Source organism: Streptomyces sp. RKAG293, assembly GCF_023701745.1.
Taxonomy (GTDB): domain Bacteria; phylum Actinomycetota; class Actinomycetes; order Streptomycetales; family Streptomycetaceae; genus Actinacidiphila.
The window spans coordinates 8175292-8195730 of the sequence record NZ_JAJOZB010000001.1 but is presented as its reverse complement, the minus strand read 5'-3'; the positions used below and the strand labels follow the sequence as shown (position 1 = coordinate 8195730).

General features: G+C 71.9%; 17 protein-coding genes. 5 read left to right on the top strand and 12 right to left on the bottom strand.

The features are described from left to right. Positions 1-25: 25 nt before the first annotated feature. The 6 genes from LNW72_RS36130 to LNW72_RS36105 all read right to left on the bottom strand — a co-directional run bounded on the left by LNW72_RS36130 (position 26) and on the right by LNW72_RS36105 (position 8501). Complete coding sequence (locus tag LNW72_RS36130; protein WP_250979259.1) at positions 26-2203, bottom strand: 3-hydroxyacyl-CoA dehydrogenase NAD-binding domain-containing protein; 2178 nt, start codon at positions 2201-2203, stop codon at positions 26-28. Positions 2204-2235: 32 nt separating this feature from the next. Next, on the bottom strand, positions 2236-3450 hold the full coding sequence (locus LNW72_RS36125; protein WP_250979258.1) for an acetyl-CoA C-acetyltransferase: 1215 nt from the start codon (positions 3448-3450) through the stop codon (positions 2236-2238). A 46-nt stretch (positions 3451-3496) separates the two neighbouring features. Then, a complete protein-coding gene (locus LNW72_RS36120) occupies positions 3497-4648 on the bottom strand; it encodes an acyl-CoA dehydrogenase family protein (protein WP_250979257.1) in 1152 nt (383 codons plus the stop codon). Then, positions 4645-5832: a CaiB/BaiF CoA-transferase family protein gene (locus LNW72_RS36115; protein ID WP_250979256.1), complete on the bottom strand. Its 1188-nt coding sequence runs from the start codon at positions 5830-5832 to the stop codon at positions 4645-4647. Before LNW72_RS36115 ends, LNW72_RS36120 begins: the two co-directional genes overlap by 4 nt. Positions 5833-5977: 145 nt before the next feature. Then, positions 5978-7507, bottom strand: a complete 1530-nt coding sequence (locus tag LNW72_RS36110; protein ID WP_250979255.1) for an APC family permease — start codon at positions 7505-7507, stop codon at positions 5978-5980. A gap of 37 nt (positions 7508-7544) precedes the next feature. Continuing rightward, positions 7545-8501 carry a hypothetical protein gene (locus LNW72_RS36105; protein WP_250979254.1) on the bottom strand — a complete coding sequence of 319 codons (957 nt, stop codon included), beginning with the start codon at positions 8499-8501 and terminating at the stop codon, positions 7545-7547. Between the two features lie 283 nt (positions 8502-8784). On the opposite strand from LNW72_RS36105, the gene LNW72_RS36100 reads away from it, so the two are divergent. The 3 genes from LNW72_RS36100 (at position 8785) to LNW72_RS36090 (ending at position 11912) form a co-directional block, all read left to right on the top strand. After that, positions 8785-9150: a nuclear transport factor 2 family protein gene (locus tag LNW72_RS36100; RefSeq protein ID WP_250979253.1), complete on the top strand. Its 366-nt coding sequence runs from the start codon at positions 8785-8787 to the stop codon at positions 9148-9150. Between the two features lie 85 nt (positions 9151-9235). Continuing rightward, entirely contained in the window at positions 9236-10696 is a 1461-nt protein-coding gene (locus LNW72_RS36095; RefSeq protein ID WP_250979252.1) for an MFS transporter, read from the top strand. A 76-nt stretch (positions 10697-10772) separates the two neighbouring features. Further along, positions 10773-11912, top strand: a complete 1140-nt coding sequence (locus LNW72_RS36090) for an oxidoreductase (protein WP_250979251.1) — start codon at positions 10773-10775, stop codon at positions 11910-11912. 47 nt (positions 11913-11959) lie between these two features. Here LNW72_RS36090 and LNW72_RS36085 read toward each other — a convergent pair whose 3' ends face one another. The 3 genes from LNW72_RS36085 to LNW72_RS36075 all read right to left on the bottom strand — a co-directional run bounded on the left by LNW72_RS36085 (position 11960) and on the right by LNW72_RS36075 (position 15717). Continuing rightward, positions 11960-12826 carry a hypothetical protein gene (locus LNW72_RS36085; protein WP_250979250.1) on the bottom strand — a complete coding sequence of 289 codons (867 nt, stop codon included), beginning with the start codon at positions 12824-12826 and terminating at the stop codon, positions 11960-11962. After that, entirely contained in the window at positions 12826-14100 is a 1275-nt protein-coding gene (locus tag LNW72_RS36080; RefSeq protein WP_250979249.1) for a VWA domain-containing protein, read from the bottom strand. Before LNW72_RS36080 ends, LNW72_RS36085 begins: the two co-directional genes overlap by 1 nt. Before the next feature lie 102 nt (positions 14101-14202). After that, positions 14203-15717 carry an acyl-CoA synthetase gene (locus tag LNW72_RS36075; protein WP_250979248.1) on the bottom strand — a complete coding sequence of 505 codons (1515 nt, stop codon included), beginning with the start codon at positions 15715-15717 and terminating at the stop codon, positions 14203-14205. Positions 15718-15875: 158 nt separating this feature from the next. Between LNW72_RS36075 and paaK the strand changes: the two genes are divergently transcribed. After that, positions 15876-17210 carry a phenylacetate--CoA ligase PaaK gene (gene paaK, locus LNW72_RS36070; RefSeq protein ID WP_250979247.1) on the top strand — a complete coding sequence of 445 codons (1335 nt, stop codon included), beginning with the start codon at positions 15876-15878 and terminating at the stop codon, positions 17208-17210. 136 nt (positions 17211-17346) lie between these two features. Here paaK and LNW72_RS36065 read toward each other — a convergent pair whose 3' ends face one another. The 3 genes from LNW72_RS36065 to LNW72_RS36060 form a co-directional block, all read right to left on the bottom strand. After that, positions 17347-17787, bottom strand: a complete 441-nt coding sequence (locus tag LNW72_RS36065) for a nitroreductase family deazaflavin-dependent oxidoreductase (protein WP_250979246.1) — start codon at positions 17785-17787, stop codon at positions 17347-17349. 314 nt (positions 17788-18101) lie between these two features. Next, the gene (locus LNW72_RS41820) at positions 18102-18323 is read right to left on the bottom strand and encodes a zinc-binding dehydrogenase (RefSeq protein ID WP_308402085.1); all 222 of its coding nucleotides are present in this window, start codon (positions 18321-18323) and stop codon (positions 18102-18104) included. After that, positions 18323-19054 (bottom strand): zinc-binding dehydrogenase, encoded by a 732-nt coding sequence (locus tag LNW72_RS36060; RefSeq protein ID WP_308402084.1) that lies wholly within the window; start codon positions 19052-19054, stop codon positions 18323-18325. The genes LNW72_RS41820 and LNW72_RS36060 overlap by 1 nt, the downstream gene beginning before the upstream one ends. Before the next feature lie 231 nt (positions 19055-19285). Between LNW72_RS36060 and LNW72_RS36055 the strand changes: the two genes are divergently transcribed. Continuing rightward, complete coding sequence (locus tag LNW72_RS36055; protein ID WP_250979245.1) at positions 19286-20371, top strand: hypothetical protein; 1086 nt, start codon at positions 19286-19288, stop codon at positions 20369-20371. Positions 20372-20439: the final 68 nt, after the last annotated feature.

Here is a 20439-nt window from a genome sequence, read left to right as displayed (position 1 = left end):
CGCACGGCCAAGGGCGGGGCAAGCCTCAGCCGTCCGTGAAGGTCTCGCCCTTCTCCGCCTTCGCGACCAGCAGCGCGGGCGGGGTGAAGCGCTCGCCGTACGCGGCCGTCAGCTCACCGGCGCGGGCCACGAAGCCGGGCAGTCCGCCCTCGTAGCCGTTGATGTACTGCAGGACACCGCCGGTCCAGGCGGGGAAGCCGATGCCCATGATCGAGCCGATGTTGGCGTCGGCGACCGAGGTCAGCACGCCCTCCTCGAGGAGCCGGACGGTGTCCAGCGCCTCGGAGAACAGCATCCGCTCCTGCATGTCCCGGAACGGGATCCGCGCGTCGGGCTTGCTGAAGTGCTCGCGCAGACCGGGCCACAGCCGGGTCCGCCTGCCGTCCTCGTAGTCGTAGAACCCGGCGCCGCCGCTGCGGCCGGTGCGGCCGAACTCGTCGATCAGCCGGTCCAGGACCAGATCGGCGGGATGGGCCCGCCAGCTGCCGCCCTCGGCCTCGATGGCGCGCTGCGACTCCGCGCGGATCTTGCGCGGCAGGGTGAGCGTCAGCTCGTCCAGCAGCGAGAGCACCTTGGCCGGGTAGCCGGCCTGCGCGGCGGCCTGCTCGACGGAGGACGGGTCCAGTCCCTCGCCGACCATCGCGACGCCCTCGTTGATGAAGTGCCCGATGACGCGCGAGGTGAAGAAGCCGCGCGAGTCGTTGACGACGATCGGGGTCTTGCGGATCTGCCGCACCAGGTCGAAGGCGCGGGCCAGCGCCTCCGCACTGGTGTGCTCGCCCTTGATGATCTCCACCAGCGGCATCTTGTCGACGGGCGAGAAGAAGTGCAGACCGATGAAGTCCTGGCGGCGCTTGACCCCTTCCGCCAGCAGTGAGATCGGCAGTGTCGAGGTGTTGGAGCAGAGCAGGGCGTCGGGGGCGATGACGTCCTCGATCTCCTGGAAGACCTTGTGCTTGAGCGACGGGTCCTCGAAGACCGCCTCGATGACGGCGTCGCAGCCCGCGAGGTCCCGCGGGTCGCCGGTCGCCGTGATGCGGCCCAGCAGCTCGTCCCGCTTGGCCTGGGTGGTGCGGCCGCGGGCGAGCGCCTTGTCGAGGATGGCGGCCGAGTACGCCTTGCCGCGCTCGGCGGCCTCAGCGGACACGTCCTTCAGGACGACCTGGATGCCCGCCTTTGCGCAGGAGTAGGCGATACCGGCGCCCATCATCCCGGCGCCGAGGACGGCGACCTTGGTGACCGGGCGCGGGTCGATGCCCTGCGGGCGGTTGGCACCGGAGTTGACGGCCTGCAGGTCGAAGAAGAACGCCTGGATCATGTTCTTCGAGATGGGGCCGCAGGCCAGTTCGGTGAAGTACCGGCCCTCGATCGCGAGCGCGGTGTCGATGTCGACCTGGGAGCCCTCGACGGCCGCCGCGAGGATGTTGCGCGGCGCCGGGTACGGGGCGCCGGCCAGCTGCTTGCGGAGATTGGACGGGAAGGCCGGCAGGTTCGCCGCGAACGCCGGGCTCTTGGGGGTACCGCCGGGGATCCTGTAGCCCTTGACGTCCCAGGGCTGCTGCACCTGCGGGTTCGCGTCGATGAACGCGCGGGCCCTGGCCAGCATCTCCTCGCGGTCGGTGGCGACCTCATGGATCAGGCCGGCCTCCAGCGCCTGCCGCGGGGCGTACTGCCGGCCCTGCAGCAGCACCTTGAGCAGCGCGTCGGCGATACCGAGCAGCCGGACGGTGCGCACCACGCCGCCACCGCCGGGCAGCAGCCCGAGGGTGACCTCGGGGAGGCCGATCTTGGAGCCGGGGGCGTCCAGGGCGATCCGGTGGTGGCAGGCCAGCGCGATCTCGTACCCGCCGCCGAGCGCGGCACCGTTGATCGCGGCGACGACCGGCTTGCCGAGGGTCTCCAGGCGGCGCAGCCGGCCCTTGATGCGCATCGAGCCCGCGAAGACGTCGGCGGCGTTCTCGGGCGTGGCGCGGATCAGGTCGCGCAGGTCCCCGCCGGCGAAGAAGGTCTTCTTCGCGGAGGTGATGATGACGCCGCGTACGGAGTCGGCCTCGGCCTCCAGCCGGTCCAGGACGGCGTCCAGGGAGTCGGCGAAGGCCGCGTTCATGGTGTTGGCGGACTGGTTGGGGTCATCAAGGATCAGGGTGACGATTCCGTCGCCGTTCCCGTCCTGCTCCCAGCGGATGGTGGTGGACTCGCTCATCTCAAGGTCTCCGTAAGGGGGTTGGACGCGGGTCAGACGCGCTCGATGACGGTGGCGATGCCCATGCCGCCGCCGACGCACAGCGTCAGCAGGCCGTAGCGCAGATCGCGCCGTTCCAGTTCGTCGATGAGGGTGCCGAGGATCATCGCGCCGGTCGCGCCGAGCGGGTGGCCCATGGCGATGGCGCCGCCGTTGACGTTGACCTTGTCCAGGCTCAGGCCCATCTCGCGGACGAAGCGCAGCACGACGGCGGCGAACGCCTCGTTGATCTCCACCAGGTCGATGTCACCGATGGTGAGGCCCGCCTTGGCGAGCGCCTTGCGGGCGGCGGGCGCGGGGCCGGTCAGCATGATCGTGGGGTCGGCGCCGGAGACGGCGGCCGACACGATGCGGGCGCGCGGGGTGAGGCCGTAGCGCTCACCGGTCTCGCGGTTGCCGATGGCGACGAGCGCCGCGCCGTCCACGATGCCCGAGGAGTTGCCCGCGTGGTGGACGTGGTCGATCTTCTCGACCCAGTGGTACTTCTGCAGCGCCACGGCGTCGAAGCCGCCCGCCTCGCCGACCGTCGCGAACGACGGCTTGAGCTTGGCCAGGGTCTCGGCGGTGGTGCCGGGGCGGATGAACTCGTCGTGGTCCAGGACGGTCAGTCCGTTGCGGTCGAGGACCGGGACGACGGACCGGGCGAAGCGGCCGTCCTTCCACGCCTCGGCCGCCCGCTCCTGCGACAGGGCCGCGAAGGAGTCGACGTCATGGCGGGAGAAGCCCTCGATGGTGGCGATGAGGTCGGCGCCGACGCCCTGCGGGACGAAGCCGGTCTCGAAGTTGGTCATCGGGTCCATCGCCCAGGCGCCGCCGTCGGTGCCGAGCGGGACGCGCGACATGGACTCCACGCCGCCGGCCAGCACCAGGTCCTCCCAGCCGGAGCGCACCTTCGCCGCCGCCAGGTTGACCGCTTCCAGGCCCGAGGCACAGAAGCGGTTCTCCTGGAGGCCGGCGACGGTGTCGGGCAGCCCGGCGGCGATCGCGGCGATCTTGGCGATGTCGGAGCCCTGGTCACCGATCGGGCCGACGACGCCCAGCACGATGTCGTCGATGGCGGCCGGGTCCAGCCCGGGGAACCGGCGGCGGATCTCGTGGATGAGGCCGACCACCAGGTCGATCGGCTTGGTGCCGTGCAGTGCGCCATTGGCCTTGCCGCGGCCGCGCGGGGTGCGGATGGCGTCGAATACGTACGCTTCGGGACTCACGTCGGGTGCCTTTCGGGAATGAGGGGTCCGGAGAACGGTCGGGGGATCAGGAGAGCAGGGAACGGCCGATGATCTCCTTCATGATCTCCGTGGTGCCGCCGTAGATGGTCTGGATACGGCCGTCGGTGAACGCCCTCGCGACCCGGTATTCGGCCATGTAGCCGTATCCGCCGTGCAGTTGCAGACAGCGGTCGGCGACGCGCTTCTGCAGTTCCGTCGCCCACCACTTGGCCATCGAGGCATGGACGGCGTCGAGCCCTCCGGTGCTGTGCTCGGTGATGCAACGGTCGATGAAGGAGCGGGTGACGGCGCATTCGGTGGCCATCTCCGCGATCTCGAACCGGATGTGCTGGAGCTTGGCCAGCGGACGGCCGAACGCCTCGCGCTGCTTGACGTACTCGGTGGTCAGCTCCAGGACGGATTCGGCGGCGGCGATCCCGGAGACGGCGATGGCCAGCCGCTCCTGCGCGAGATTGGTCATCAGGTGGAGGAACGCCTGGTTCTCGCCGCCCAGCAGATTGCTCTTCGGCACCCGCACATCGCTGAACGACAGTTCCGCGGTGTCCTGCGCGTGCTGGCCGATCTTGTCCAGGTTGCGGCCGCGCTCGAAGCCCGGCATACCGCGTTCGACGACCAGCAGGCTCAGGCCCTTGGCGCCCTCCTGGCCCGGCTCGTGGCCGGTGCGGGCCACGACGATGACGAGGTCGGCGAGGATGCCGTTGGAGATGAAGGTCTTGGAGCCGTTGAGGATCCAGTGGTCGCCGTGGTCGGCGGCGGTGGTGCGGATGCCCTGGAGGTCCGAGCCGGCGCCCGGCTCCGTCATGGCGATCGCGGTGATGATCTCGCCGGAGCAGAAGCCTGGCAGCCAGCGGCGCTTCTGCTCGTCGGTGGCCAGCGAGGTGAGGTACGGGCCGATGATGTCGTTGTGCAGGCCGATGGCCAGCCCCGAGACGCCCGCCCTGGTGAACTCCTCGCCCAGCACCACCCCGTAGCGGAAGTCCGGCTCTCCCCCGCCGCCGAACTCCTCGGGCACGGCGACGCCGAGCAGTCCCTGGCGGCCCGCGGCCAGCCAGGCCTCCCGGTCGACGATGCCCGCCTTCTCCCAGCGCTCGTGGTGCGGCAGCGCCTCCTTCGCGAGGAACGTCCGCACGGTCTCACGGAAGGCGTCGTGGTCGGAGGTGAAGATCTCGCGCTTCATACGGACTGGTCTCCTCGGAGGCTTTCGGACGCGTCGGGCGCGGGGCTCTGGCCGGGTTCGGCGCCCTGGTCGAGCGCGGGAACCCGCCAGTCCCGGGCGACCTCCGCCGTGTGCGCGCCCGGCTGGGCGGGCGGGCGGCGTACGGCGCCGGGGGTGACGGAGAAGCGGGGCGCGGGGGCGGGCTGGACGATGCCGGCGTCCTCGGTGAAGGTGCCGCGGGCGGCGAGGTGCGGGTGGCCGGGAGCCTCGCGCAGCGAGAGGACCGGGGCGACGCAGGCGTCGGACTGCTCGAAGACGGCCGTCCACTCGTCGCGGGTGCGGGTCTTGAAGCGGGCGGCGACGGCGGCGCGCAGATCGCCCCAGCGGGCGAGGTCACCCCGGTCCGGGGCGTCCTCGCCCAGCTCCAGCAGAGCGGTGAACTCGGCGTAGAAGCGCTTCTCCAGGGCTCCGACCGCCATGTAGCCGCCGTCCGCGGTCTCGTAGACGCCGTAGAACGGGCAGCCGCCGTCGAGCAGGTTGGCACCGCGCCGGTCCTGCCAGCCGCCGGCCGCGACCATGCCGTGGATCATCGAGGTCAGATGCGCGGTGCCATCCACGATCGCGGCGTCGACGACCTGTCCGGTGCCGGTGGTGCGGGCGTGCTGCAAGGCCGCGAGGACGCCGATGACGAGGTAGAGCGAGCCGCCCGCGTAGTCGCCGACGAGGTTGGCGGGGATGGCCGGCGGGCCGTCGGCCGGGCCGATCATGCCGAGTGTGCCGGTGATGGCGATGTAGCCGATGTCATGGCCGGCGGTGTGCGCGAGCGGGCCCTCCTGGCCCCATCCGGTCATCCGCCCGTACACCAGCCGGGGGTTGCGGGCCAACGCCTGCCCGGGACCGACGCCCAGCCGTTCCGCGACGCCCGGCCGGTAGCCCTCGATGAGGATGTCGGCGCGTTCGACCAGGTCCAGGACGGCGGCGGGGCCCTGCGGGGACTTCAGGTCCAGCAGCACCGACCGCTTGTTGCGGTTGGTGATGTCGTACGTCGGGTTGATGGCCAGCCCGGAACCGCCGGGCCGGTCGACCCGTACGACATCGGCCCCCAGGTCGGCCAGCACCATCGCGGCGAACGGCCCGGGGCCGATGCCGGCCAGCTCCACGACCCTGACGCCGGCCAGTGGGCCGGGACCTGCCTGCACGTCCATCGGCTCCCCGATCACTTTGACAGTAGTGATGTCACATCAGTGATGTTAGGAACGTGTTCCAGTCCTGGCAAGGGCCGGACGGGCGGGTCCCGGAAACGACACCGGCCCGCCGCGCCTCCAGGGCGCGGCGGGCCGGTGCGAGCGGTCAGGCGGAGGTCTCGGAGACCGCGGCCTTCTCCAGCTGGAACGCCTCGTTGCCCAGGCCGACGCGGGCGTGCACCTCGGGCTTCCGTGCCTTCAGCACCAGGCCCAGCACGATCCCGACGACGCCGGAGATCCCCACGATGCCCGGCAGGATCCAGGCCAGCGCCGCGTCCTGGTCGGGACCGATCAGCACGTCGAAGTCCTTGACCGCGTAGACGAGTACGAAGAGCAGGGCGGCCCCGGCCACACCGGCGCTCAGCAGCCGCCAGATCTGGGCCCGGCCGGCCCCGCGGCGGACGAAGAACGCGATGACGGAGGCCGAGGCGACCGCCATGAGCAGGATGACGCCGACCGCGCCGACGTTGCCGCCCCAGGTGAACAGCCGCAGCACCGGCACCGTCGGGTCACCGGCCGGCTTGTCGTCGGTGACCGCGAAGGCGACCACGACGAGGAGGGAGATCACGGTCTGCAGCATCGAGCCGATGGCGGGAGCGCCGCTCGACTTGGAGGTGCGGCCCACGGCGGAGGGCAGCAGGCCCTCGCGGCCCATCGCGAAGGCGTAGCGGGCGACGACGTTGTGGAAGCTGAGCATCGAGGCGAAGATGCCGGTCAGGAAGAACACGTGCAGCAGGTCCGTGAAGGTGCCGCCGAGCCGGGACTCGGTGAGGCCGAACAGCAGGCCCGCGCTCTGCTCCTGCGCGGCGCCCACGACCTGCGAGGGACCGGCGGCCACGCCCATCAGCCACGAGGTGAGGGCGAAGAAGACACTCGCGAAGGCGACGGCGAGGAACATCGCGCGCGCCACGGCACGCCCCGGCTTGCTGGTCTCCTCCGCGTACACGGGAGCCTGTTCGAACCCGACGAAGCCGACGACGGCGAAGCAGAGCGCGATACCGAGGCCGGCGCCCGTCAGCGTGCTGGGGTCGAAGCCGGTCAGGGACAGGCCCTGTCTCTTGTCCGGATCCGCGACGAACGCGATGTCGCAGACGATGACCAGGGCGCACTCGACGACCAGCAGCACGCCGAGCACCTTGGCGTTCAGGTCGATCTTCAGCGCGCCCAGCGCACCGGTGAGCAGCACCGCGAAGAGCGCCGGTATCCACCAGTCGACGGATATGTCGAAGTGCTGGTCGAGCTGGCCGACGACCTCGAAGCCGAAGATGCCGTAGATGCCGACCTGCATGAGGCTGTACGAGACGAGGGCGACGAAGGACGCGCCGACACCGGCCGTCGCGCCGAGGCCGCGGGCGATGTACGCGTAGAAGGCACCGGCGTTGTGCACATGCCGGCTCATCTCCGCGTAGCCGACGCTGAAGAGCGCCATCACCACACCGAGGATCACGAACAGCAGCGGCTGCCCGACGATGCCGGTCGCACCGTACGTCGTGGGCATGACGCCCGCGACGACCATGAGCGGCGCGCTGGCCGCCAGCACCGAGAGCAGGAGCCCGGTCGTACCGATCCGGTCGGCGCGCAGCGCCCTTTCCTGCCCCTTGAAGGTGCTGATCTCGGTCTTACTGCCCGTCAGCATGGCTGCGGTGTCCTTCCGGTGAGGTGAGCGTCGGGTCCTACGGAGAACCGAAACCGAGCGCGGAGCTGCGCGCGGTGCGGAATGCCTTCTTCGGATCGCGGCCGAAGTACGACCAGGGGCGCCGGGTGGCGTGCGGGCCGATCCGGTTGAACAGCGCGGCGGCCTCCACCGGACGGCCGCTGTGCACCATGGCGAAGGCGAGCAGGTTGAGATCCAGTTCCAGCCGGGGATGGTCGCCGCCGTGCCATTCGAGCCACCAGTCGAACGCCGCGCGCAGGCTCTGCCGGCCGCGGCCGCTGGTCCAGTGCGGCAGGCCGGTGGGATCCTTCGGCTCGGCGCCGGTCCCGGCGAGCACCCGGTACCGCTCGACATGGGCGAGCAGCGGCAGTCCGGCGAGCGGCGATCCCTCGGGCGCCTCCCCCGCGGCCCACTCGGCGAACTCGTACACCTCATGGAACGGGTCGTTCCGGTCCGTCTTCTGACGCTCGGCCAGACACGCGGTCATCAGATGGTGCGCGTGGTGGTGGCTGCGGTGCCGGCCGCGTACCTGATCGAACGCGCGCACCTGGTCCTCGTCGGTGCCGGTGCGGCGGGCCAGGATCAGCAGGGCCAGCCACGGCGAGGGGTCCGCCGGCGCCAGCCGGGCCACGGCGAGACAGGCCTCCCGCGCGACCTCCGGGCTCGCCTTGCCGGCCACGGCGCGGAACACCGTGGAGCAGGCGAGCAGCATCGCCGCGTCCTGGCTGTCCGGTTCCGCGAGCTGCCATTCGCGCGTCCAGGCGGCGGTGGCCGGGCCCTCGGCGAGCACGACCAGCCGGTGACCACGGCGGTCCCACTGGTCGCCGGTCGCGGCCAGCAGGGCGCGCACCTCGGACCAGTGGCCCTGTCCCAGGGCAGTGCGAGCCGCGACCAGCTCGACGTCGTCGAGGGCCGGATCGAAGCCGAAGTCGTCCTTGGCCCGGGAGAAGCCGAAGGGGGGCGGAGGTGGGCTCATCCGCGGGCTGCCTCCACGGGCGGGTTACGAACAGTGATCGTCCACAGCCAACCGGTAGGCACAGGTCCGCTTCAAGACCACGCCTGTTGTCTCCCTGTAGTCCCCTACGGGCTTCCGGCCGGCGAGCGGCGGCCCGCCCCTTCATGATGCCGGGCCCGGAAAGTACCTAACGATGACTGATTCCGGACCCGTCCGATCTCCGTAACGTCTTGACCTGCAGGAACGCAGCACAACACAGAACACGACAGCGCACTCCGCGCACCGACCGCAGGGAGAACCGGACATGAGCGACACCCAGTACCTCGTCGAGCGCTACCTCGCCACCTGGAACGAGACCGACCCCGCCGCCCGCCGAGCCGCGATCGACGAACTGTGGGCCGACGACGCCCAGTACACCGACCCGCTGGTGGTCGCCGAGGGGCGCGACGCGATCGACGCGACCATCGGCGCCGTGCAGGCCCAGTTCCCCGGGCTGGTCTTCACCCTGGGCGGCCCGGTCGACGCCCACCACAACATCGCCCGGTTCACCTGGGAACTGGGCCCGGCCGGCGGTGAGTCGCTGGTGATCGGGTTCGACGTCGCGGTGCTGACGGAGGACGGCCGGCTGCGCAGCGTCCTCGGCTTCCTCGACAAGGTCCCGGCCGCCTGAGCCGCGTCCCGGGGGCGGGCCCGTCCGGCCCGCCCCTCCCCCATTACCGACCCCGTATCGCCCTCGTGCCCACAGGAGTTCCGCCATGGCATCGCCTCTGACCGACGAACGCACCGTCCCCTCCGCCGCCGACCGTCAGCGGCCGCCCGCCCGCCGGTCGGGGCTCGGCCTGCTGGTGCTCCTGATCGCGACCTTCATGACCGCCCTCGACTTCTTCATCGTCAATGTCGCGATCCCGTCCATGCAGGTGGACCTGCACGCCGGCACCGCGTCGATCCAGTGGGTGGTCGCCGGCTTCGGACTCGCCCTGGCCACCGGGCTGATCACCGCCGGACGGCTGGGGGACATGTTCGGCCGCAGACGGATCTTCGCCGTCGGACTGGCGCTGTTCACCCTGACCTCCGTGGCCTGCGGGATCGCCCCAACCGCCGGGATACTCGTGGCCTCCCGCGTACTGCAGGGCCTGGCGGCCGCGCTGATGGGCCCGCAGGTGCTCTCCATCATCCAGACCGACTACGCCGGCAAGGCCCAGGCCCGCGCGTTCAGCATGTACGGGCTGACCATGGGCATCGGCGCGGTGTTCGGCCAGCTGATCGGCGGCCTGCTCATCAAGGCCGACGTCCTCGGACTCGACTGGCGCATGTGCTTCCTCATCAACCTGCCGGTCGGTGCCGTGACGCTGCTGCTCGTCCCGCGCGCCCTGACCGAGTCCCGCGCCCCGCAGCGCCCCCGCCTCGACGTGACCGGTGTCGTCCTGTCGACCCTCGCCGTCGTCGCCCTCGTACTGCCGCTGATCCAGGGCCGTGAGCAGGGCTGGCCGCTGTGGACCTGGCTGTGCCTGGCGCTGTCCGCCCTGCTGTTCGCGGAGTTCGCCGTGCACCAGCACCGGCTGGGCCGGCGTGGCGGCGACCCGCTGCTCGACACCGCGCTGTTCCGGGAGCGGACGTTCACCGTCGGCGCCCTCGCCCAGCTGGTGTTCTGGATCGGCCAGGCGTCGTTCTTCCTGGTGCTCGCCCTCTATCTGCAGCAGGGCCGCGGTCTGGACGCCCTCGCCTCCGGAGTGGTCTTCACCGCGATCGGCGCCGGCTACATGATCACGTCGACCACCGCCCACCACCTGGCCGCACGGCTCGGCCGGCACACCATCTCGGTCGGCGCCCTCGGCATGGTCCTCGGCCTGGCACTGCTCTGGGAGGCCTCGCACCGCATCGGCACCACCGGCGCCATCGGCTGGCTGGCTCCCGGGCTGTTCCTCGACGGCCTGGGGATGGGCATGGTCATCGCACCGCTCACCACCACCGTGCTCCAGGGCGTCACGCCCCAACGGGTCGGCTCCGCCTCAGGCGCCGTGGCCACCGTCCAGCAGATCGGCGGAGCGCTGGGCGTCGCGCTGATCGGCATCATCTTCTACGACGCGGTCGGCAGCGGGCTGCCGGAGTCCTTCCCGCACGCCTTCGGCCTCAGCCTCGTCTTCCTCATGGCCGTCGAAGTCGCGCTCGCCGCGCTCGTCCTGCTGCTGCCCCGCAAGGCGGCCACCACGGGATGAATCCACCCGGGCAACATCCGCCGACCCCCTCGGTGCCGTCTGGACGGCACCGAGGGGGTCGGCTACGTTCCGCGGCATGAGTGCCATGGGGATACTGAGACGTACGGTGACGATCGGGTTGTGCGGGGCGGCACTTGTCGCGGTGGCCGCGCTTCCCGCGCAGGCCGGCCCGGAGCCGGGCGGGACGAAGCCGGCCGCGCCACAGGCGAACGGGGCGAAGGTGAGCCTGCCGAAGCTCGGCTGGGAGCTCAAGGCGACCGGGACCACGTCCCGGTTCCGCGGACTGTCGGCGGTGAACAGCAGGACCGCCTGGGCGGCGGGCTCCGCCGGCACCGTCCTGCGGACCACCGACGGCGGCGCCAGCTGGGGCGATGTGTCCCCGCCGGGCGCGGCGGAGCTGGAGTTCCGCGACATCGAGGCGTTCGACGCGCGGCACGCGGTGGCCCTGGCGATCGGCGAGGGCGACGCCTCCCGCGTCTACCGGACGCAGGACGGCGGCGCCAGCTGGACCGAGACTTTCCGCAACCCCGACCCGAAGGCGTTCTACGACTGTCTGACGTTCTTCGACGCGAAGAACGGACTGGCCGTCAGCGATCCGGTGGACGGCAAGTACCGGATCCTGTCCACGGGTGACGGCGGCCGCAGCTGGCGGGTACTGCCCTCCGCCGGCATGCCCGCCGCTCAGGACGGCGAGGCCTCCTTCGCGGCGAGCGGCCAGTGCCTGGTCACGGCCGGCAGCCGTGACGTGTGGCTGGCCACCGGCGGCGGTGCGGCCTCCCGCGTGCTGCACTCCGGTGACCGGGGTCTGACGTGGACGGCGGCGCCGACCGTGATCCCGGCCGGCGACCCCGCCAGGGGCGTCTTCGCCCTCGCCTTCCGCGACGCCCGGCACGGCCTGGCCGTCGGCGGCGACTACCGCGCCGGCCAGGCCTCGCCCAGCGCCGGAGCGGTCAGCCAGGACGGCGGCGCCACGTGGACGGTGTCCGCGACGCCGCCGCGGGCGTACCGGTCCGGGGTCGCCTGGCTCCCCTATCCGGGCTTCGCCGCGATCGCGGTCGGGCCCACCGGCAGCGATCTGTCGCTCGACTCGGGGCGCGGCTGGCGGCAGTTCGACTCCGGGTCCTTCGACACGGTCGACTGCGCGCCCGACCTCAGCTGCTGGGCGGCGGGCGAGAAGGGCCGGATCGCCCGTCTCGCCCTGACGCTCTCGCCCTGACGGTGGGGAGAAGGCGGTCGAGCTTCCGACCGCCTTCTCCCGGCCGCTCAGCGCCTCGAGTACGCCTCGGCGTCCCGTGAACCGCTGGGCGGCCCCGCGTACGCCTGGGCCGGCACCCGGGCCGACCGGCGCGGTCCCCGGGTGAGGGTGTAGCCGCCGATCGCGGCGAGCGCGCCCAGCACCCCTCCGCCCGCGGTCCACAGCCAGCGGTCGGACCACCAGCCTGAGGTCCAGCCGTCCTCCGGGGCGGCGAGCGCGTCCGGCTGGCCCGCGGGGGTCAGCGGGGCGGCCAGCTCGCCGCCCTCGGAGTGCGCTCCCCCGGCATCCTTGGTGGTCGCGAGAATCTCCGCCTTGAACGGCTGCCCGAGATCGTCGGCGGGCAGATCGATGACGGTCAGCCGTACGTAGTACGCGCCCGGCAGCGGGTCGTTGGACCTGGTGTCGGCGATCGGCCGCACCGTGCGCAGGGTGCAGGTGAGGGTGACGGAAGGACCCGAGTCCGGGCTCCGCACCGTCCGGTCGCCCGAGACGCACGGCTGACGGCGGCGCAGCCCGTCGTAGACGTCGATCTGCCAGGTCTGCGCACCGTGCCGGCCGGCCTGGTCGGGCAGTGTCACCGTCGCCTTGGCCGTGGCGGTCTGCCCCGCGCCGGCCGGGAACATCCAGTACAGGTAGTCGCCGGTCGAGGCGGCGGCCGTGGCGGCCTGTCCCTGCCGGATCGCGGTGGCGGTACGGAAGGCGGTGCCGGCCTCGGTGGGCGCGGCCTCCTCCTCGGTGCCGGAGCTGCCGCTGGGGCTCGCGGCGGGGTCCGTGCTCGGACTGGCGCTGGGGGTGTCGGCCAGCGCGGTCGCGGCGGGCCCGAGCAGGGCCGCCCCGGTGAGCAGTGCGGCGGTCACCAGACGTGTCGTACGCATCAGTTGCTCCTCCATACGGCGACGCGCCAGCGGGCCAGCCAGCCCCAGATCAGTCCGGCGAACAGTCCCGTGACCGCCAGGGCGCCGAGCAGCACCCAGCCGCGGCCCAGGCCGAACGCGGCGACATCAGCGGCTTCGTCGGGGGCGTCGACCAGGTCGAGCGTCAGCTCGACGGGCAGGCCCGGGGTGCGCTTGACGGCGTCCGGTGCCGAGAAGGAGTTGCTGACCTCCAGGCACACCGTGTGCGGCGGCGGGGCGTCGTCCGAGTCGGTGTCCTTCTCCGGGTAGACGTAGCGCAGTCCTGAGGACAGCACATCGGTCCGGCCGCTGCCGGCGTCCGAGCCGCGGACCAGTTCCTGGCCCTCGCCGCTCACCGCGCGCAGCAGTACGCCGTAGTCCGCGTTCACCGCCCGGTCGGCGCCGACGCTGACCGTGGCCCGCAGTTCCTGGCCGTCGGTCACCGCGACCTTGTAGTAGCGGTGCTGCCCGAACTCCTCACGGTCGGTGTACACGCCCGGGGTGATGCCGGCCGCGTTCCCGCACTGTGCCGAGCCCTGGACCGCCTTCGGAACGACCGGCGGGGTCTGCGCCGAGCGCCGTACCAGCTGCTTGATGCGCGACGAGAGCTGGTCGGTGTGCTGTACGGAGGTGTACGTGCCCCCGGTGGCCTCGGCGATGCAGCTCAGCTGCTTGCGGATCTTGTCGTTCGCCACCAGGCCGAGGGTGTCCACCACCAGGTGGGTGCCCTGCGCGGCGAGTTCACGGGCGACGTCGCACGGGTCCGGCTGACCGCAGGAGTCCTCGCCGTCGGTGATGAGGACGATCCTGCGGGTGGCGTCCCCGCCCGCCAGGTCCTGGGCGGCGCCGCGCAGCGCCAGCCCGATGGGGGTCCAGCCGGTGGGGCGCAGCGTCGCGACGGCCGCTTTCGCCTCGGTCCTGTTGACCGGGCCCACCGGGTACAGCTGCTTGCTGTCCAGGCAGCCGGTCTTCATGTCCTTGCCGGGATAGGTGGCCCCCAACGTCCTTATGCCGAGCCGGACATCGTCCGGCACGGCGTCCAGCACGTCGTTGAACGCCTGCTGCGCCGCGGACATCCGCGACTTCCCGTCCACGTCCCGCGCGCTCATCGACCCGCTGACGTCCAGGACCAGGTCGATCTTGGGTGGTTCCTGCGCTGTGGGCTCGTCCGCGGCGGCGGACGCCGGGAACAGTCCGGCGGCGAGAGTTGCGGCAAGGCCGCACAGGCCGGCCGCCAGCCGTCTTTTGGTGATCATCCGGGGAGCTTAGTGACCGCCAACTCCACGGCGAAATCCGGGACCTTGAGCGCCCGCGCGACGGACTGCCGCGACGCCGGCCCGCTCCCCACGCGCCCGGTGTCAGGCGCTCCCGGGCCCCGGTGCGAAGCGGTCGCGCAGCTCGCGCTTGAGGATCTTGCCGCTCGCGTTGCGCGGCAGTTCGCCGACGAGCAGGACCCGCTTGGGCGCCTTGAAGTGGACGAGCTGTCCGCGGGCGTACTCCAGCAGTTCGTCCTCGGTGACGTCGCCCCGCGCCACGACCACCGCGGTGACGGCCTCGATCCAGCGTTCGTCGGGCAGCCCCACGACGGCGACCTCGGCGACCGCCGGGTGACCGTAGAGCGCGTCCTCGACCTGCCGGGAAGCGACCAGCACGCCACCGGAGTTGATGACGTCCTTCACCCGGTCGACGACGGTGAGGTACCCCTCGGCGTCGCGTACGGCGAGGTCGCCGGAGTGGAACCAGCCGTCGCGGAAGGCCTCCGCCGTCTCCTGCGGCTTGTCCCAGTAGCCCTCGCAGAGCTGCGGCGAGCGGTACACGACCTCGCCCGGTGTGCCGTCCGGTACGTCCTTGCCCGCCTCGTCGACCACCCGGGCCTCGACGAACAGCACCGGGCGGCCGCAGGAGTCCATCCGGCCCTCGTGCTCGTCCGGGCCGAGGACGGTGGCGAGCGGGCCGATCTCGCTCTGCCCGAAGCAGTTGTAGAAGGCGAGGTGCGGCAGCCGGGCGCGCAGCCGCTCCAGGACCGGAACGGGCATGATCGAGGCGCCGTAGAAGGCCTTGCGCAGCCCGCTCAGGTCGCGTTCGGCGAACTGCGGGTGGTTGGCGAGGGCGATCCAGACGGTGGGCGGCGCGAAGAGGCTGTCCGCCCGGCCCTCCTCGACGAGGTCGAAGACCGTCTGCGGATCCGGTCCCGCGATGATCGTGTTCTCCGCGCCGACCATCAGGTACGGCAGCAGGAAGACATGCATCTGCGCCGAGTGGTACAGCGGCAGCGAGTGCACCGGCCGGTCGCCCTCGCGCAGACCGAGCGCGGTGACGGCGCTGACGTACTCGTGGACGAGCGCGCGGTGCGTCATCATCGCGCCCTTGGGCAGTGCGGTGGTCCCCGAGGTGTACAGCAGCTGCGCGAGGTCCTCGGCCCCGGGCTCGTACGCCCCGGTCGCCGGTCCGGCGGCGGGCAGCAGGGCGAGCAGCGACGCGTCGTCGTCCCGGAGCGCCAGGACGGGGACGCCGGCGGGGAGCCGGCCCCGCAGCTGCGGGTCGCTGAGCACCAGCACACTGCCGGACTGCCCGAGCTGGTAGGCGAGGTCCTCGCCCTCCAGATGGTGGTTGACGGGCACGTGCACCAGGCCGGCGCGCGCGCAGCCGAGGAAGCCGATCAGATAGGCGTCGGAGTTGTGCCCGTACGCCGCGACCCGCTCGCCCGGCCGCGGCCCGCGCTCCAGGAGTACGGTCGCCGCCGCGGACACCGCCTCGTCGAGTTCCCGGTAGGTCCACGTCCGGTCCCCGAACCGCACCGCCACCCGGTCGGGCACCCGCCGGGCGCTGCGCCGCAGCACTCCGTCGACCGTATTGCCGTGCACCGCGACCATGACGCCTCCCCGCTGCCGGACCTGACCCGGGCCACCTTCGGACGGCACGGGGGCCCGGGTCAAGCACTACCGCACGGTGCGCCGGTCCGGCCGCAAGGAAGTCCGTGGATCACCGCGCGTCTCTTGACCTGCGGTGCGGATCCTGATTACTTGAGCCCGTGACGACAGTACCGAACGATCGGTCGGGAGCGGACGGCGCCCTCCTCGACGCCGGTGAGCAGCTGAGCGGTGCGGAGCTGCGGGATCTTCAGCTGCGGCGATTGCGGGCCACCCTGCGGCACGCGTACGACAACGTCGCCTTCTACCGGAACTCGTTCGACGCGGCCGGGGTGGCGCCGGAGGACTGCCGCACTCTCGACGATCTCGCCCGGTTCCCCTTCACCACCAAGGCCGATCTGCGCGACAACTACCCGTTCGGCATGTTCGCGGTGCCCGAGGCGGACATCCGGCGCATCCACGCGTCCAGCGGCACCACCGGTGCCCCGACCGTCGTGGGCTACACGCGCAACGACCTTGACATGTGGGCGGACATGGTCGCCCGGTCCATCCGCGCGGCGGGCGGCCGGCCCGGGCAGAAGATCCATATCGCGTACGGGTACGGCCTGTTCACCGGCGGCCTGGGCGCCCACTACGGCGCCGAGCGGCTGGGCTGCACGGTCATCCCGGCCTCGGGCGGTATGACGGCGCGCCAGGTCCGGATCATCCAGGACTTCAAGCCCAAGATCATCATGGTCACCCCCTCGTACATGCTCACGCTGCTGGACGAGTTCCAGCGACAGGGCGTCGATCCGCGCTCCACGTCCCTGCGGACCGGCATCTTCGGGGCCGAGCCGTGGACCGAGGAGATGCGGCGGGAGATCGAGGAGCGGATGGACATCGACGCGGTGGACATCTACGGGCTCAGCGAGGTCATCGGCCCCGGGGTGGCGCAGGAGTGCGTCGAGACCAAGGACGGGCTGCACATCTGGGAGGACCACTTCTTCCCCGAGGTCGTCGACCCGCTCACCGACCAGGTGATGGCGCAGGGCGAGAGCGGTGAGCTGGTCTTCACCTCGCTCACCAAGGAGGCGATGCCGGTCATCCGCTACCGCACCCGCGATCTGACCCGGCTGCTGCCCGGCACGGCGCGCCGCCCGTTCCGCCGGATGGAGAAGGTGACCGGCCGCTGCGACGACATGATCATCCTGCGCGGCGTGAACCTCTTCCCCACCGCGATCGAGGAGATCGTGCTCCGCACCCCCGGCGTGGCACCGCACTTCCAGCTGCGGCTCACCCGCGAGGGCCGCCTCGACCGGCTCACCGTACGCGCCGAGGCCCGCCCCGGCGCGAGCCCCGAGCAGCGGGCCGCGGCGGCGGCCGCCATCGCCCAGGGGGTCAAGGACGGCGTGGGCGTGACGGTCGAGGTGGCCGTCGTCGATCCGGAGACCCTGGAGCGCTCGGTCGGGAAGATCAAGCGCGTCATCGACGAACGGGAGCCGCGGCCGCGCGCGTAGCCGGCGTCCGCCGCCGCCCGGACTCAGCCGGCCGGGCGGCAGCGGACCGGCCCGTCCGCGAACCCCCGCCTCCGGGGCGGCGAAGCGGTGGTGGCGCGGGCCACCACCGTCTCCGCCTCCCCCGGCCGGGGTCACCTCAGACGCGGCGCAGCCGCACGACGGGGATGTCCCGGTCGGTCTTCTTCTGGTAGTCGGCGTACGGGCCGTAGACGTCGACGAGGTGGGGCCAGACGCGGGCCTTCTCGTCGGACGACAGGGTCTCGGCGGTGGCGGTGAACCGCTCGGTGTTCACCCGCAGATGGACCTCGGGGTTGTCCTGCAGGCTCAAGTACCAGAGCGGGTGGTTGTCGTCGCCGCCCTTAGAGGCGACGATCAGGTAATCGGCGCCGTCCCGGCCGTAGATGAGCACCGTCCGGTGCCACTTGCCGCTGCGCCGGCCCAGGTAGTCCAGGAGCAGGCAGGGCGAGCCGTTCATGTCGGTGCCCTCGGTGCCACCGGACTCCTCGTAGGTCCGCGCCTGCGTGGCCACCCACTCCGTCGGGCTGATCTGTACTTCCTTCACGTCGTACGCCGTCACGCCACTGCCTCCAGATCGTTCTCGGATGTGGTCCCCACCCTAGGCCGGTCGGAGCGGAACAAAGGGATCAAAACCGGCCGGGAGTCATGGATTCCGTTCCGCGCTTCACGGCGCGTCAGCTCACAGCCCGGACGCAGGCGGATCGCAGGCGGATCGCAGGCCGGGCGCAGGCGGATCGCAGGCCGCGGCCCGTCGTACTCCGTTGTCCACCGTGCATCGTGGACAACGGAGTACGACGGACCGCGGGTTTCCTGATCAGCGGGTCACTCGGCGCCCGACGGGGGCCGGCGACTCCCGGCCGCCGGCAGCGCGGCTCAGCGCGTCACGTCCAGGATCAGCTTGCCGTGGGTGCGCCGCGCGCGGATGTCCTCGTGGGCGCGGGCGGCGTCGGCGAGCGGGTACACGCCGCCGACCTGGGGCTTGAGGCGTCCGTCGGCCGTCATCGCCAGGAGCTCGGCCATCGGCTCGCGGTACATGCCGGGGCGGCCGAGGCAGTGCATCAGCCAGAAGCCGACGACCGCGCGGGAGCGGCCCATCAACTGGGCGGCCTGGACCGGCGTCGGGGGACGCGGGAGGCCATGCCGTACGTCACGAGCCGGCCGAAGGGCGCGAGGGCGGCGAGTGACGCGTCGAAGACCGGTCCGCCGGTCATCTCCAGGACGATGTCGACCTTCTTGCCGTCGTTGGCCTCGACGAGCCGCTCCTTCATCCCCTCGGCGTCGGCGTCGACCGCGATGTCGGCGCCCAGTTCCAGCGCGAGGTCCCGCTTCTCCTTGGTGGAGGCGGTGGCGATGATCCGGCCCGCGCCGAAGGACTTGGCGAGCTGTACGGCCAGCGATCCGGTGCCGCCCGCGGCCGCGTGCACCACGACGCTCTCGCCCGCGGCGATCCGCGCGGAAGTGCGCAGCAGGTGCCAGGCCGTCAGCCCCTGGACGATGAGGGCGAGCGCCTGGCCGTCGGTCACGCCTTCGGGAACGTCGTGCGCCAGGTACTCGCGGACGGCGGCGACCTCCGCGTACCCGCCGTTGTCGGCGAGGGCGACGACGCGGCGGCCGTCGGAGGTACGGCCGACGATCTCGGCGCCGGGGACCATCGGCAGGGTGGAGCGCGAGAGGTAGCTGTCCTCGACGGTGTGGGTGTCGGCGAAGTTGATCCCCGCGGACGACACCTCCACGAGCAGGTGTCCCGGCTGTGCCTCGGGCGCCGGTAGTTCCACCTGCCGCAGTACCTCGGGTCCGCCGAACTCCGTGATCTGGATCGCGCGCAACGCGACTCCTTCCGCTGTTCCTCGTCGTTCCCGGTCGTTCCCGGTCCGTGATGGGCCGTGTCCCGCAGGTTTCACGGTAGAGCGTGCGCGGCGCCAGGGGAATGGGTGACCGACCAGTCGGTATGTGATCTGTGCCGCGCGTGCCCCGGCCGGTTCCGGTACCGCCGCGCTTACGCTTTCCCGCGAAGCGAGTCGATCTTCCGGCCCGCTCCGACCTGGAAGGACACCGCGTTGCGCGCACTGCTGGGCGTTGTGGGCACCGCCATCGTGCTCGGCATCTACTCCTCCGTGCTGCGGACGCTGGTGATACCGCGGGCGAGCCGTTCGGGATTCACCCAGATCGTCCAACGACTGGTGCACGCGCCCTTCCAACTGGTGGCGGACCGGTGCGACAGCATCGAGAGCAAGGACCGGGTGCTCGCGCCCGCCGCCCCGCTGGCGATCGTGATCACGCTGATGAGCTGGCTGGCGTGTTTCATGGGCGGCTACGCCCTGCTGGAGGCCGCGGTCAGCGGGCTCGGCCCCCAGGCGTCGCTGTTCGAGGCCGGCTCCTCGCTGTTCACGCTCGGCTTCGCCAGCAGCAGCCGCCCGACGCTGACGGCCATCGACTTCTGCGCGGCGGCCACCGGCCCGATCGTCATCGGCCTGCAGATCGGCTATCTGCCGACGCTCTACGGGGCGTACGCGCGCCGCGAGACCGAGGTGACGATGCTGCAGGCCCGCGCCGGGAACCCGCCGTGGGGGCCGGAGATCCTGGCGCGGTACGCCCAGGTGGAGCTGCTGGACAGCCTCACCGAGCTGTTCCGCAACTGGGAGCGGTGGGCGGCCGAGGTGAGCGAGAGCCATACGACCTACCCGGTGCTCATCATGTTCCGCTCTCCCCGGGCCACCCGGAACTGGCTGATCAGCCTGCTGTCGGTGATGGACGCGGCCGCCCTGCGGCTGGCGCTCAACCCCTCCCGGCCGCAGGCCGAGGTGCGGATGGCGCTGCGCGGCGGCTTCGTCTGCCTGCGCGACATCGCCGACATGCGCGGTGTCGCGTACGACCACGATCCGCTGCCGGAGGACCCGTTGATCCTGGAGTACGCGGAGTACCTGCGCGGCGTGCGGCGCATGGCGGACCAGGGCTATCCGATGGAGCGGACCCCGGAAGAGGCCTGGCCGCACTTCAAGGGGTGGCGGGTGAACTACGAGGCGCTGGCCTACCGGCTGGCGCGGGACATCGACGCCGTTCCGGCTCCGTGGTCGGGTCCGCGCCGCACCTCGGTGACCATCCGCAATCCGGTGACGCCGGTGGACCGCCGGCCCGCCGGCTGACCCGCCGCACGGGCCGGACGAACCCCACGGGCCGAACGGGCCGCGCGGCCTCCCGCCGGCGCCCGGCC